The organism is Microcoleus sp. Pol7_B2 (assembly GCF_036701035.1).
Taxonomy (GTDB): domain Bacteria; phylum Cyanobacteriota; class Cyanobacteriia; order Cyanobacteriales; family Microcoleaceae; genus Microcoleus.
This window is the reverse complement of the sequence record NZ_JAUBQB010000012.1, coordinates 76,826-91,380: the sequence shown is the minus strand read 5'-3', so window position 1 is coordinate 91,380 and position 14,555 is coordinate 76,826. Positions and strand designations below refer to the sequence as shown.

Below are 14,555 nucleotides of genomic sequence, written 5' to 3'. Positions count from 1 at the left end.
AGTCGAAAAATACACAAATTTACCAATATATTTAAGTTTTCCAGGACTTAGGCTAGTGGTGAGGTGCGCGGTGCGCGCACTACAGCTAGTGGTGAGGTGCGCGGTGCGCCCCTACTGATTAGTAGATTCACGACTGCAAAATTAGCTGCAATTGCCCCAAAACAGCAGGACAAATCCCGATTCAATCTTCATCTGCTCCCCCCTCAATCCACACCGGCGCCGAACTCAAAATGCCGCGCAGCCCCCCTATCGGTTTGCTGACTTTGATGCCGTAGCGAGTAATCTCAAGTTCTCGCAGAGTTCTCTCGAAATTGCTGACTCGTTTTTTAATTACTCCCATCGCCTTGCGGATTTCTGTCCTATTATGCAGTTGGCGTTCCATATAGCGTATAAACAGAAGATTATCCGCCAAATAGCTAATCCCGATCTCCGTCAGCCGAAAATCTCCGCTAATGGCTTCTACCTCATTAATCAAGATAACCGTAACTCCCATATTCTTCAGATACTTGCACAAAGCGTGCAAATTGTTCACCAAATCTTGCCCCTGCATCGAAAGCTGATAGCCAGAAATACTGTCAAGCATCACAATCCGCGTCTTTTTCTGCTCCACCTCCTGACGAACCATACAGGCAAACTGATCCGGCGAGTAGAGCAAAGGTTCCACGGGTATCACCGAAAGACTTCCTTGCCCCATCATCGCCCCAACCGGGATGTTAACTGATTCGCAGCGGCGCAGCAGAGTAGAAGTTGACTCCTCAAAAATGTAAACTACCGATCGCTCCCCCCTTCCTGCTGCTTCCTTCATAAACTGAATGCCCACCGTCGTTTTACCCACGCCGCTAGGCCCGCTAATCACCGTCACAGTCCCCCGTTCCAGTCCCCCGTGCAGTAGTTCGTCAATTTCTGGAACCCCAGAAGAAATTGCTTCAGCAACAAAATCCTGTTGATAGTTGTCCGGCAGCAATCGCGGATATACCTCCATACCAGCCTGAGTCAGGCGCAGCGAATGGCGGCCGCTGCGGAAGTTGGAGCCTCGCAGCTTGGTGACAGAGAGGGCGCGTCCTTCTTTCAATAGTTCTAAATAAATTACTCCGTCGCTGATGAATTGCAAATCGTCGTCGGGAGCACTTGATGTGCCTTCGGAGGTAAACACCACCGTCGCCCCCCCTTCTACCAAAAACCGCAGAAAAGACAGAACTTGCTTGCGAAACTGAAACTCATCCGCAGCTAAGTAGCGAAATTGAGTGATTGCGTCCAAAAACACCCGTTGTGGCTTGACAGCTTGGACTCGCTCAATAATCTTTTGTGTAGTCGGTTCTCGCTCAACCTCGGAGGGGGAGAAAATGTCATAAGTCTGAACTTCTGTAAAGAATTCTGACGATGGGCTCAAATCGAGGAACGCCATCGCTTCCATATCAAAACCGAGACTTGCCGCATTGGCCCGCAATTGCGCTTCCGGTTCTCCTAAAGTAATAAACAGGGGCGTTTCTCCCACAGCCACACCTGCTGCCAAAAAGTGAAAGCCCAGTGTCGTCTTGCCGGTACCCGGGCCGCCGCGCACCAGATAAGAGCGTTGAGAAATTAGGCCGCCGCCAATCACTTCGTTGAGACCGGTAATTCCCAGAGAAATTCGGTTTTGAGACATTTGTTTGTTCATGTTTTGAATATCGGGCCCGTATTAATATTTAATGGTTTTAGGCACTGTTTTGATAATTTTTTTTACCGGGCGTCTGATAACCTTCATGAAATCTTTTTCTACCGAAAATTACGTAAGCACACAAGAATTAGAAAGTATTGTCGGGACTGCTGGCATCTGTCGCTGGCAAGATACAGAGCCATTTTGGCAAGAACGGGTAGAAAAAGCAGTTGCCCCCGACACGAAAATAGATTGTACCGTTTACCCGAATACTCAGGAAGAACTGGCGGCTGTCATTGCTTGGGCACAGCAACGTCGCTGTGCAGTCTTGCCTTGTGGTAGCGGCAGCAAACTTGATTGGGGCGGTTTAGTAAAATTAGACTCCGATCCCCCCCAGCCCCCCTTAACAAGGGGGGAGCAAGATGTTGTCAAAGTGGGTCTTTTGAAGGGAAATTTAAGGGTATCTTCTGATGCAGCGGGGCTTGTGGCTGTCAGCACTTCGCGCCTCAATCGACTTGTACAGCACGCTGTGGGCGATTTAACCGTAACTGCCGAAGCGGGGATGAAGTTTGCGGATTTGCAGGAAATTTTAGCAGCAGCAGGTCAATTTTTGCCGATCGACCCAGCATATCCGCAAGAGGCAACTTTGGGCGGCATTATCGCTACTGCTGATGCTGGTTCCTTGCGGCATCGCTATCGCGGGGTTCGCGATTTGCTGTTGGGAATTACCTTTGTGCGATCGGACGGTAAAATTGCGGTAGCCGGAGGTCGAGTTGTTAAAAATGTCGCCGGCTACGACTTGATGAAACTGTTTACTGGTGCTTACGGTACCTTGGGCGTCATTTCTCAAGTAACTTTCCGAGTTTATCCGCTGCCTGAATCATCGGGAACCGTAGTGCTGACAGGGGAAGTTAATGCTTTGTCCCAAACGGCTCAAATCTTATTATCCTCTGCTTTGACACCAAGTGCGATCGATTTGCTGTCGCCTGAATTAGTCGCAAAATTAGGCTTAGGAAAGGGCACGGGATTAATCGTCAGATTTCAAAGTATCGCAGAAAGTGTTAAACAACAATCAGCCCGCTTACTGGAAGTTGGCGAAAAGTTGGGTTTGCAAGGCACTAGCTGCTGCGAAAATGATGAGCATCAGTTATGGCAAAGATTGCCAGAAACAATGTGGGATTCTGGCACAAAGTCGGCAATTATTTGCAAAATAGGAATCAGACCGTCGGAAGCTGTAACGGCCATTAACGAATTGCCGGTACAGGACGCTTGGATTCATGCAGGCAACGGTTTGGGGGTTTTGCGGTTTGAGAATGCGACGGCGGACAGGTTGTTGCAGGTACGCAGAGGGTGCGAAGCGAAAGGCGGTTTTCTGACTGTTTTAGCGGCGCCGACCGACATCAAGCAACAGTTAGATGTTTGGGGCTATACTGGAAGTGCGATCGATTTAATGCGCCGGATTAAACAGCAGTTTGACCCGAAAAATATTTTGAGTCCCCATCGTTTTATAAGCGGTATTTAGTTTAAAGTTTGTAGTCAGGACTTGATTCGTTCAGAAATTATGTAAAAAGTGGTTTTACACGCTACTTACAGCGGCAAATTTCCCGTTGCCAACATACATATAAAGCTTCTGCATAAATTCCCTTAAACAGACTAAACTCCTTGCTACGAAGAAAAACAATTAGGTAATATATATATGCAAACTTCAGAAAAATCTCCAATTCCCAGCGACGATTTAAGACCTGCCAAAGAAAGCAATTTTCTAGCACAAAATCCCCACTTAGAAACCCTAGAAATCCCAGGTTTCGACGCCAATAACCCGCCCGACCCCAAATTAATCGATACTTGCGTACACTGCGGCTTTTGTTTGTCAACTTGTCCGAGTTATCGCGTACTTGGCAAAGAAATGGATTCCCCCAGAGGCCGCATTTATTTAATGGATGCAATTAATGAAGGCGACGCACCTTTAAACGAAGCAACCTCGCAGCATTTCGATACTTGTTTGGGCTGTTTGGCCTGCGTTACAACTTGCCCTTCTGGAGTTCAATACGACAAGTTAATTTCTGCAACTCGCCACCAAGTTACTAGAAATCAGGAACGCACTTTTTCCGACAATGTAATTCGCACTCTGATTTTTAATCTCTTCCCTTATCCTCACAGATTGCGACCTTTGCTTGTACCGCTGTTTATTTATCAAAAATTAGGACTGCCAAAAATTGTCCGCAAAACAGGTTTGCTGAAAAAAGTATTTCCTCGCTTGGCTGCGATGGAATCAATTTTGCCGAAAGTTACTGTCGATTCTTTCCGGGATAATTTACCAGAGGTAATTCCGGCACAAGGAGAGAAACGCTATCGAGTCGGTGTGATTTTAGGCTGCGTGCAGCGGCTGTTATTTTCGCCAGTTAATGAGGCTACGGTGCGAGTTTTGACGGCTAACGGTTGCGAGGTTGTGGTTCCTAAAAGTCAGGGATGCTGTGCTGCTTTGCCGGAACACCAAGGCCAAGCGGAACAGGCGAAAGCTTTGGCGAGACAAATGATTGATAGCTTTGAAAATACGGGTGTTGATTTTGTAATTATCAACGCTGCTGGGTGCGGTCACACTTTGAAAGAATACGGTCATATTTTAGCAGATGACCCGCAATATCGGGAGAAAGCTGAGAAATTTGCTGCTAATGTTAAGGACGTGCAAGAGTTTTTGGCAAGTGCGGGAATTACGGCGAAACTCAATCCTTTGATTGACGGAGATTTGACAATTGTGTATCAGGATGCTTGTCATTTGTTGCACGGGCAAAAGATTAGTTTGCAGCCGCGTCAGTTGCTGCAACAAATTCCGGGGGTGAAGTTAAAAGAACCTGTGGATGCGGCTTTGTGCTGCGGGAGTGCGGGAGTTTATAATATGCTTCAGCCGGAGATTGCTGATGAATTGGGAGTGCAAAAGGTGGAGAATTTGCTGAATACTGGCGCGGAGTTGATTGCTTCTTCTAATCCGGGTTGTTCTTTGCAAATTAAGAAGCATTTGGAGTTGCAGGGAAAGGAAGTTACTTTAATGCACCCAATTGAGCTTTTGGATTATTCGATTCGCGGGGTGAAGTTGCTGAGGAAGTAGTTTTCTAGGGCGGGCGGTGTCCGCCCTATTTTCGATGCGCTCTTTTGTGAATGAGATTTTTTTTGAATGAATTGCAAGAATTCACAGGCGGGGCGCCTGTTCCACAGAGGAGCGTCGGGTGAAGAGTTGCAAATTTATCGTCCTGAGAGCGAACTGTTTAGAAGTTATGAGGAGGTTTCTCGCCACTTGGAACAAGCCGAAGAGCGTGCAGAACAAGCCGAAGAGCGGGCTGCTGTACTGGCAGAAAGACTGCGAGCGATGGGAATTGACCCGGAACAATTGTAAACTAGATGTGGGAAAAGAGCGATCGCACTTTTAAATTTTAGCAAAAGTGCGCTCGGCACAATGACTATTTCCCCTCTTCTAACCTCAAAAAATGCACCTGTCCCGAAGCTTCCGCCACTACGATTGTCACCCCATCAGGTGCAACAGCGCAAGCTTTCAAAGCACTATCTCCCCTGAAACTAGCAATTACTTCTCGACTTAACAAATCCCAAACTTTGAGAGTATTATCGTCCGAAACAGAAATTGCCTTGGTTCCCATAGTCGCCAGAGATGTTACCGCATCAGCATGACCTGCCAAAGTAAAAACTTCTTTTCTACCTGACAAATCCCAAACTTTCAAATTGTGTTCCCGCCCTCCTGAAATCGCCCATTTGCCATCCGCCGTAACTGCCACAGCATTCACAAAACTCTCATGACCTTTGAGAGTGAAAAGTAGATTTTTGACGGCTAAATTCCATAAAATTGCCAAAATATTCTTTTCTTTCCCCAAACTCCAAACTTTCAGAGTTTTGTCGCCGGAAGCCGAAATAACCCGCTTGCTGTTGGGGGTAACTGCCACAGCTTTTATCCCGTCCTCATGACCTGAAAAAGTAAAAAGTTCCTCTCCTGTTTCTAGATTCCAAACTTTAATAGTTTTGTCTCCCGAACCGGAAATAGCCATCGTTCCGTCTGCCGTCACTGCCACAGAATTTACCCAGTCTGTATGACCAGTGAAAGTAAAGATTTCCTTTCCGGTTTCTATATTCCAAACTTTCACAGTTTTGTCGCCGGAACCCGAAACTACTCGCTTGCTATCCGGTGTGATTGCGATCGCTTTTACCCAATCTTGATGTCCCGAAATAGTAAAAATTTCCTGTCCGTTTTTGAGATTCCAGACTTTAATGCTGTTGTCTCCTGAACCGGAAATTGCTTTCGTACCGTCCGGCGTCACTGCTACAGCATTTACCCAGTCATCGTGACCTGCAAATGATAAATTTTCTTTGCCTGTTTCTAAGTGCCAAACTTTGAGAGTTTTGTCCGAGGAACCAGAAACTATCCGCTGACCGTCGGGGGTAACAGCCACAGCATTCACTGGGGCGATGTGATTGGTAAAAGTGAAAAGTTCTTCTTTTGTTCCCAGATTCCAAACTTTTAGCGTTTTGTCGCCGGAAGCCGAAATTACTCGTTTTCCGTCGGGACTGACTGCCACAGATTGAACGAAACTGCTGTGTTTTCCTAAAGTGAAAAGTTGCTTTCTTTCTGACAAACTCCAGACTTGAACAGTTCCGTCGTAACTGCCGGAAATTATTTTTTCGCCGTCAGGAGTAACTGCTACACTTTTTACCCAGTCTTCATGACCGATGAGAGTAAAAAGTTCTTTTCCGGTTTCTAGGTTCCAGACTTTCATGCTGTTGTCTCCCGACCCGGAAATCAACCGTTTGCTATCAGGACTTACTGCTACGGACTGGACAAAACTGCTGTGACCTTTAAAGTTAAAAATTACTTCCCTGCTTCTCAAATCCCAAACTTTAATACTGCCATCCCAAGAACCTGAAATTACTCGCTTGCCGTCGGGAGTTACTGCTACTGCTTCTACGGCAAAAGTATCGCCGGCAAAAGTAAAAATTTCTTGTCCAGTTTCTAAACCCCAAATTTTAATAGTATTGTCCCAAGAACCGGAAATTACTTTAGTGCCATCGGGGGTGACAGCTACAGCATTGACGTAGGTAAGATGACCTTTGAGGGTGGCAAGTTCTTCTCCTGTTTCTAAGTGCCAAATTTTGAGATTGTGGTCAGAGGAGGCAGAAATTGCCCGCTTGCCGTCGGGGGTGATTGCTACAGCTTGTACCCAGTCTGTATGTCCGGTGAGGGTACGCAATAATCTCCCGCCGGGAGGAGTAAAGCTGGGCGTTAGCGGTCGCAGCCAGGGGGTTGTTTGGTGTTGTGCCTGTGCTAGCAGTGCTTGAATATCTGGACTTTCAAAGCACATCAAGCGGGCTATTAGTTGGGTCGCTAGTTGGCTTTTATCTGTGGCTAGAATGTGGGCAGACAGCCGAATTGCTTCTTGGATTAATTTGAGTTGGTCGGCTTTTTGCTCTGAGATAATAATATCGGAACTTGTTGCTAAATCGTAATCTTCTATTAGCGCCTGTACTCCCGATGCTGACAGCTTGGCTTTAATAAAATTGTAATCTGTTAGTAAGCTGTATAATTTTTCGGAGTCTGAAGCTGCTGCTAGCTGACTTGGCAGGATTCCCAGGTAGTGCGTCTGTTCTGCGGGCTTCATTTTATCCAGCCCTTGTTTAAACTCGGTCATAAATTTACGGATGTGTTTTTTAAATGTATACGCTAGCTGCACCCTACCGAAAAGCCGATCGAGAATCTTTTCTCTTAGACTTAGCATGACATATTTGAATGCTATGTGCTATGGGCTTGCTGTCCTCGGTTTGGTGATGGTTGGATGAATTGCTTGTTTTTTAGTCGAAGTCTGCTTTGAGAATTTTCAAGCAGTGCGATTACAATAAATCGCCGCCAATATAATTCAACTCAGCAACGCCCAATTTACAGATCGATCGACAAAAGCTCACATATATCGTTGTTTTTCTTAACATAGCTGGTATTTGGGCGATGATGGTCGATCGATCAACACTGTCAAACCTAATAATTTTTAGGTATCGCAATCCTATTTAAAGTGCGAAAAAAACTTTTTATAACGAAACATGATGGCGGATGATCTAATTTTCTCTCAAGTCGGCCGCATCAGCGAGGCAGATGTCCCCCTGGTTGGGTTTGCTACCTCAACGGCATCTGCAATCTGTTTCACCCAAAGCTCTCAGAAAGCTTTGCAGGTGCGCCCCCTTCCTCTAAAATATAGAAAAGGACTTGCACTCTTAAACCGGGTTTCTAGACAAAATCATTGGTTTGACCGCTAGGTAGGTAGAAAGAAACCGGGTTTCTGACTCCATAGCGCGCAAGTCACGATCGCAAATAAAGCAGTATTGACTTTAGAGACAAATTTCATGGATGTTATCGAGTTTTTCGAGTTAAGTGCGGGTAAATGGTTTTCTCAGCGTACCGTACACAATCTCAATTCTGGGGAATTGCAGGCGGGTAAATCCGACCTCAACATAGAAATACTGACAGCTAGCGATGCAGCAGTCGTCAAACTTTGCCAACAACACTCGATTAACCCGGCTTCAACTAAGCTAACCAGCGTTCGGATTAGTTGGGACGGTATTCCCGATCGCGACAAAGCTAAACAAATCGGTTCTACAATATTAGCGATCGTACCAAATCCCGACAATCCCAGCGAAGGCAAAGTATTGCAAGACAAGGGTAACAGCCGGTACGTGATGGGCGACGACGTGCTGACATTGATTACAGAATCAGACACCCTCCATGCCGAAGAAAGGCTGTGGTATCTCATGCCCAACCTGCGGCTGCGGACTAGCGTTGTTAAGCAAGCTAACGGTACCGAACAAGCATCTTTTTGTTCGGAAATTCGGATGGGAGTAAGTGCCCAAAATGAAAAGTGAAAAATAACTATCTAGTTCCCAAAGTTTACACTCTATTTCTGCTTTCTCCCTTCTTTCTTCGGCCTTCTCTGGCAATGGCTTTTAACTTGGTGTGAAAATCTGTGTGTTTGACAACTGGGAATGATTTTGCCACAGGTTTGTCGGCTAATTTGTGCTCAGCTTCGGCTCGATCAGCGAGGGCGGTAACAGCCACATCTTCATATACTACAAATTCTGTATTTTCTTTTGTGTGATCGTCCGCTGCGGGTAATTTTCCTGTTTCCTCTGCCTCTGTGTTTGGGACTTGTGCATGAAGTGCCACATCAAGTTGCGCCTCTGAGGACCCACGCCACTCTAACTCTGCGGCAGTTTCTTCCGATTCCTGGTTTGATAAAAGTATATCTTCCGGTGACAGTTGATCAGCACTTTCCCCGGTTAAATTTTGAGGAAAATTATTGCATACCAAGCGTTCAAACTCGCGATTGAAATGATAGAGAGGTTGACCTATCCGATGCCACATACTCAATAGCTGTCCCACAGAAACAGCCTTGTAGCGCCCTTGATAAAGCGCTTCAACCACTGCTAAACGCAGCCAATAGCCGGGATACTTGGTCAGCCATTCACCCGCCAATTTCTCGGCTTTTTTGCCACCTAGGTCAAAACCGTAGTGAACCAGCAGAGCCGCTGCTTGTGCAGATATTGCCGTCACTTCTGTCATTTGTTGTCTGTTGACTGTTGACTGTTATCTGTTGACTGTTATCTGTTATCTGTTGACTGTTGACTGTTGGTTCCAATTACCCAATTACCAATTCCCCATTACCTATTACCTATTCTCAATTCCCCCTTACCAATTCCCCACGCCCAATGACCAATGCCCAATTAGCCCATTGAATTAATCGGATAAACGCACGCCTCCTTCTACAGTTCGCGCGTCCCCGGAAAAAGGTTCGGGAGTCCCATTCCAGTTGAAGTCGCTAACTCTAAAAGTCAGGCTGCCGACTTGACGCTCAGGATTAAAACGCAAAATGATTGCGTAACTGCGGCGACTGTATTCTAAAGTGTAATTCGTACTGATTGTTTCCCCGCTTTCTAAATTAATAGCACTTTGAAATCCAACTCGAAACCCTCCGTAAACTTGCTGGACAAGCCCAAAAGACAGGACTCTCAAATCTACTAAGCGATCGAATAAAAACGGCGATATACCGTCCCGTCCTACCTGGGTATAAGTCACGTTAAACCCAGTGTAATCGAGGAAAGGGCGGGAGAAATGACCGAACTGCCCTTGAATGCCGACGCTGCCGGCGAGGGAATTTTGTCTGTCGCCACTGCTGTAATAAGTGCCAACTCCCCGGAGTCCCAAGGCCAGTTGCAAGAAAGGAACCACCGGCGTCCGCGTATACCTCAAACCCTGGGTGGGAGTGCGGGGCAGCGGTTCGCCCTCCCACAGGTTGAAGCCGCGGCTTAAGGCGAAGCTGACTTGGGAACGGCCCAGATCGACGCGGTTGTTTTCCCGCACTGGTTCGAGCAACTCTGCTCGATCGGTGTCAGCATTGATAAATTGATACCCAGCTTGGTAGCTGAGATTGATGCCAGTGCCTCCGAGTGGGATGACTGGGGAAGTGAGGACTGCCCCGAGGCTGCTCTGCACGGTTTGATAGCCCAGAGAACCGTTAAACAGTCGATCGCGATAACTGTATTCTGCTGCCAGAGTGTGAGTGCCGATCAACTGTCGCAGGCGCAAATTGCCCCGAAAGCTGTTTTCCGGCAAATTCGGGAAATCTTCCAAACTCAGAAATATTGCCGATCCGTCCAGCCTGGTGCGCGGGCCGAGACTAGCGCCCAACCTCGCTTTCAGCCCGTAGCTATCGGGAGAAAACGGATTGCCCCCGTGCTCTGCCACGACCCGCTGAAGGTAAATTTGGGGCGTCAGGGTCAGCCGCACCGGCCCGTTTCGCAACACCTCAAAACCGCACTCCGCATACAAACCGCCGCGTTCACCTCCGTCGTAGCCAAAGGTCAAACACGGGCCGTTTTGCTGCCGGCTGTCAAACACTTGCCTGCGGGGATACACGGGTATTTTCACCCGGTTGTCGAACACCAAGCGGGGTTGAGTTGTGACCAATTCCTCTGCCGTGGGCGAAATCCTTCTAATCGTCGCCCTCCGGGCCCTGTATTCAAATTCCGGCGGGGAAAACGGATCGTTAGTAAGCCGAATGTTGGTTGCTACCCTCGCGCCGTCTGGCAGCAGTTCGATGCGTTCTGCTTCAAAGCGGACGCGGTTGACGGCGCCGGTCACTTGGGGGGCTGCTAGCTGTCCGCCGCCACCGAGAGTCACTGTAGCAGCGCCGGGGGATTTGACTCCGCGCAGGGGCTGCTGGCTGGTAATTCGATCGCTCAGCGGCTGTTCGAGAATCGTCCCGGCACTGATATCCGTCGGCAGTGTGGGCGTCAATTCGCTACCTGCTGCGGGCAGGAATATTTCGCCCCTGGCTTGTTCGACTGCGCCGGCGTTGAGACCGAGATTGAACTCCATCCGCTGGCCGCGCACTACTTGTTGGCCGCGGGTATAGGCGACATTGCCGGATGCTACCACTTGGCGGGTGACTAAGTTGACGATCGCTCGATCGGCATCAATCACAGTTTGCCGGAACCGCACAACGACATTACCAACCGCCGTCACAATTTGCTGCTTGTCGTCGAATTCTTGGCTGTCAGCCTTAACTTCAATAGTATCGGCCGGAGTCACCGGAAAAGGCACCGTCCGCTGAGAAGGCGCGGTGCGGACTCCCGGCGGCGCGGCTGGTTTAGGCTTTGGTGTCGGCGCAGCGGGTGTTCTGGGTGCGGGGGCAGTTCCTGGTGTGGGAATGTCGAACTGCTGTTGTCCGCTGGGTGCTGGTTCCGGGGCGGGTTCTGGAACGGGAATCTCCGCAGGTTCGGGAGGGTTATCTTCTAACTGCCGACCTTGGGCCTGATACCAACTTTCCTGCTTTCCGACAACATTCCTCTCCTGTTTTCTCTGCGCCTCTGCGGTTCGTTCCCGATTCCGAATGGCAATGGCATTTTCTACCGAACCCAATTGGTAAGCAGTAAACGAGGAATCTTTCGGAGTTTCCGCAGTTTCGGGTTCTCCCACAGGAGGCCGACGCTGAAATCCCAGAACTGCGTCGCCACTTTCCACTTCCGCTAGGGGGTCGGCGATTTCTGGAGGCTGGTCGGTGGCTGGGGTAGTGCCGAGGAGTGTGGCTGCGGGTTCTTTTGGGGCCGGTGTGGGTTCTGGCTGAACGATATCTGGGCTTGGTTCCGGTATTTCTGCTGGGTTGCGGAGGGTGTCTCCATCGCCTGCCGCGACAGTGAGGGCGACTTTTTTTGGCTTTGCGATGTAGATGATGCCAGGGGGTTCTGGCGGCGGTACCGGATAGGGCATAGTTATAACAGGTAAGTCATCCGATTTTAGATTTTAGATTTTAGATTTTAGATTTTATAGGGTGCAAATTATTGAAAATTTTTGCATCTAAAAGGCAACTGTTTAGACATTAATCTGACATCTAAAATTTGCAGTGGCTTTGGCGCGCCGAAAGATGGCTGATTTGAGAACTTGCTTTCGCCACAAGATAACCTCGCTGCTGGTGCGAGGTCAAGTTTTGTTCGACTAATTTTTGCGGGTTTGCGGGCTAGCTGGGGGGCTGCGGTGGCGTACCCCCCAGCCAGCGGGCGGGATAACTTGTTTATTCCATGTCTCTGCGGTTGGGGTTCCGGGCTGGGTCATTGGACAAAAATCCAAATATGAACAGGGAAACAAAAAATAAAACAACTACATTAACTACGATTTTGAGGGTTAGCACTGTGGGAGTCTCCAAAGATGGCATAATACTGAGCTGATTTGCTGCTGTTGCAGCAACTTTTTTATCATAAGCTAAAGATTAGTCAATTTTATCTTTGCTTTTGAGGATTTTTGGCAAGTTGATTTTTGCCCAATTCCATAGTTGCTCGGCGATGTTTTCTAGCCGCAGCATGACTCGATCGAGCCATTCGAGCACTTGTTCTAGCGGGTGCTTAATGTATCCCATCGATTCTGCTTTTGTTTCTAAGTATTCGCTCTCGGGTTGGACGCCTGAGCTGGGATTTTTGGGTTCGGCTGCGGCGGGGGTTGCGGGGGTGTATCTGTGGGTTTGCGCGGTGATTGCTGCTGGGGATTGGTTGTTTTGTCGGGTGTTCGGGTTTTTGTTTTTTGGCACTTGGGTTTGCGGCGCGCGCCCTGGGGTTGATTCTGCTGCGAGTGCAGAGCTATTTTTTTGAGTAACTGCTAAATCAGATAAATCAGATGCTGGTTGGGGTTGACTTTTTGAGCTTTTTGTCACCAAGCTCTGTTTTAGCTGCCCCAGCAGGCGGTGAAGTGCTTCGGGGTAAGGGGAGATTGAGAGTGCGGTCGATCGACCTTCGGGCAATTCTCCTACTTCTGCAAATTCCCCCTTGACTTTTGGGCTAGCTTGTGCCATCACGCTTTGAGCTGCTGCCTCTGGTTCGGAACTGCCGTCGATTAAATGCTGCGGTGCTGCTTCTCCGAATAAGTCTTGCCAGTTCAGCCACGGTCGATCGACCTCTAGGCTTTTTTGCGTGTTTTTTTCTTCTTGGAGCTGTTGCAAATAATACTTAATTGAGAGGGACTTCTCCGTATTATCACTAGCTGCTGTTTCTTTGCCTAGGAGATGGTCTACTGACGACCAAATAATTCCTTCGATGTTTCGCGCGTATTTTTCCAGGATTTCGCGGGCGGAAAAATCTAAATTGGCGTCTGTGCCAGATGTATTAATTTTTACTCCGGGGATTTCTGTTGGTGCGGCGGTTGTTTTTAGCGCTGGCGGTAGGGTTAATTCTTCGAGGTTGACGGCGGCGCGATCGAGTAATGTAACAAAGGAGAGAGGAGTAGGGGGTCGATCGAACTTGCTGTTAAAATTAGTTTCTAGTTTTGGGGTATTGTGGTCGATCGAATTCGATGCCGCAATAGACTGCAGTGCGGTTTTTGCTTCAATCTGCGCGCGGGCTTTTTGGACTAGGATTGAATTGCGGTCGATCGATTTTTTAACTGCAAGGATTGATTCTCCAAACTGATTTCTTTTGAGAGCAACCGGACTCGTCTGAAGCCATGCCATCAATTCCCAAAAACGACGCATCGGCGGCAACTGCGCTTTTTTGGCCGCCGACTCCAAACCGAGATTAAATTTTAATTCTTTTTGGGTAATTTCCCGCCGTTCGGGCCCGCAGTTTGCTACTTCCCAAGTTATGCGACCTTCGAGCAGTTCCTGCTGTTCGGGGGTCAAAATATCTAAAACCTGATTTTCTTTTCCGACCAATACTAAAGTGCGGGCTGGTATAAAACTGGCAATTCCCTCAACTTTCGGTTGCGGTTTTAATCCAGTTTTAGCAAGCGGGAGTTCTAAGACGGAAGTTGTTTGATGCTTTGTGATTTGTCCGCTAAAATTGATTGCCGGAGGTAAATCGCTAGCAGTATTTCCCTGATTAATTAACAGCGGGAAGGTGGCTAAAGTTTTCGCGGTTTGCGACGAGTTTAGTAAATTTTCGGCGAGGTGCAAAATTTCGGCGATCGAACTTTCGTCGGAAGTTTCCCCCTGATACCAATTTTGTTGCCCATCGGGATTTTCGTCGCCGACAAATTCTTGCAGTTCAGGTAAATCTACTTTTTGACTTGATTCCCGCAACTGTCGGCCTAGCAGTCGGGAACTTTGCACCAGCAAATAAGCTGGATAAAGCAGAATTTGGGTGGCAGTGAGAGTTGCTTCTTTAATTTGACGCCAAGTTCGATCGCAATTGTCAGCGACTTGGCGGGACTGTTTCGATATAAAATTTAATAGCCGGCTTTGGTATGGGCCGTAGTAACCGTTGGACATAAGTTTAATTATTGAATTCAGATTTTTGATTCGCACCGGAACTGCTGAATATTGCTGTAAAATCAAAGCGAGATCATAATCGCAGCTTCAAACCCTCTGAAACCTTTATTTCTTCGCGTCCTTCACGT

10 protein-coding genes are annotated in these 14,555 nt (G+C 48.0%); 4 read left to right on the top strand and 6 right to left on the bottom strand.

Annotation, left to right across the window (positions count from 1 at the left end):
* Positions 1–181 precede the first annotated feature (181 nt).
* Positions 182–1,645 carry an ATPase domain-containing protein gene (locus QUA57_RS07410; protein WP_333063036.1) on the bottom strand — a complete coding sequence of 488 codons (1,464 nt, stop codon included), beginning with the start codon at positions 1,643–1,645 and terminating at the stop codon, positions 182–184.
* A gap of 97 nt (positions 1,646–1,742) precedes the next feature.
* On the opposite strand from QUA57_RS07410, the gene QUA57_RS07405 reads away from it, so the two are divergent.
* From QUA57_RS07405 to QUA57_RS07395, 3 genes are all read left to right on the top strand, one after another.
* Positions 1,743–3,158 (top strand): FAD-binding oxidoreductase, encoded by a 1,416-nt coding sequence (locus tag QUA57_RS07405; RefSeq protein ID WP_333063035.1) that lies wholly within the window; start codon positions 1,743–1,745, stop codon positions 3,156–3,158.
* Between the two features lie 174 nt (positions 3,159–3,332).
* Positions 3,333–4,742 carry a heterodisulfide reductase-related iron-sulfur binding cluster gene (locus tag QUA57_RS07400; protein WP_333063034.1) on the top strand — a complete coding sequence of 470 codons (1,410 nt, stop codon included), beginning with the start codon at positions 3,333–3,335 and terminating at the stop codon, positions 4,740–4,742.
* A gap of 66 nt (positions 4,743–4,808) precedes the next feature.
* A complete protein-coding gene (locus tag QUA57_RS07395) occupies positions 4,809–5,027 on the top strand; it encodes a hypothetical protein (RefSeq protein ID WP_333041155.1) in 219 nt (72 codons plus the stop codon).
* A 64-nt stretch (positions 5,028–5,091) separates the two neighbouring features.
* On the opposite strand, the gene QUA57_RS07390 is transcribed toward QUA57_RS07395, so the two are convergent.
* On the bottom strand, positions 5,092–7,410 hold the full coding sequence (locus tag QUA57_RS07390; RefSeq protein WP_333063031.1) for a beta-propeller domain-containing protein: 2,319 nt from the start codon (positions 7,408–7,410) through the stop codon (positions 5,092–5,094).
* Between the two features lie 616 nt (positions 7,411–8,026).
* On the opposite strand from QUA57_RS07390, the gene QUA57_RS07385 reads away from it, so the two are divergent.
* Complete coding sequence (locus tag QUA57_RS07385; RefSeq protein ID WP_333041157.1) at positions 8,027–8,542, top strand: phycobiliprotein lyase; 516 nt, start codon at positions 8,027–8,029, stop codon at positions 8,540–8,542.
* A 25-nt stretch (positions 8,543–8,567) separates the two neighbouring features.
* Here the strand turns inward: QUA57_RS07385 and QUA57_RS07380 are convergent, their stop codons facing one another.
* The 4 genes from QUA57_RS07380 to QUA57_RS07365 all read right to left on the bottom strand — a co-directional run bounded on the left by QUA57_RS07380 (position 8,568) and on the right by QUA57_RS07365 (position 14,427).
* The gene (locus tag QUA57_RS07380; protein ID WP_333063030.1) at positions 8,568–9,239 is read right to left on the bottom strand and encodes a hypothetical protein; all 672 of its coding nucleotides are present in this window, start codon (positions 9,237–9,239) and stop codon (positions 8,568–8,570) included.
* A gap of 174 nt (positions 9,240–9,413) precedes the next feature.
* Entirely contained in the window at positions 9,414–11,945 is a 2,532-nt protein-coding gene (locus tag QUA57_RS07375) for a DUF3769 domain-containing protein (protein WP_333063029.1), read from the bottom strand.
* A gap of 301 nt (positions 11,946–12,246) precedes the next feature.
* Positions 12,247–12,363 carry a photosystem II reaction center protein I gene (locus tag QUA57_RS07370; protein ID WP_039887172.1) on the bottom strand — a complete coding sequence of 39 codons (117 nt, stop codon included), beginning with the start codon at positions 12,361–12,363 and terminating at the stop codon, positions 12,247–12,249.
* 78 nt (positions 12,364–12,441) lie between these two features.
* Positions 12,442–14,427: a hypothetical protein gene (locus QUA57_RS07365; RefSeq protein WP_333063028.1), complete on the bottom strand. Its 1,986-nt coding sequence runs from the start codon at positions 14,425–14,427 to the stop codon at positions 12,442–12,444.
* Positions 14,428–14,555 lie beyond the last annotated feature (128 nt).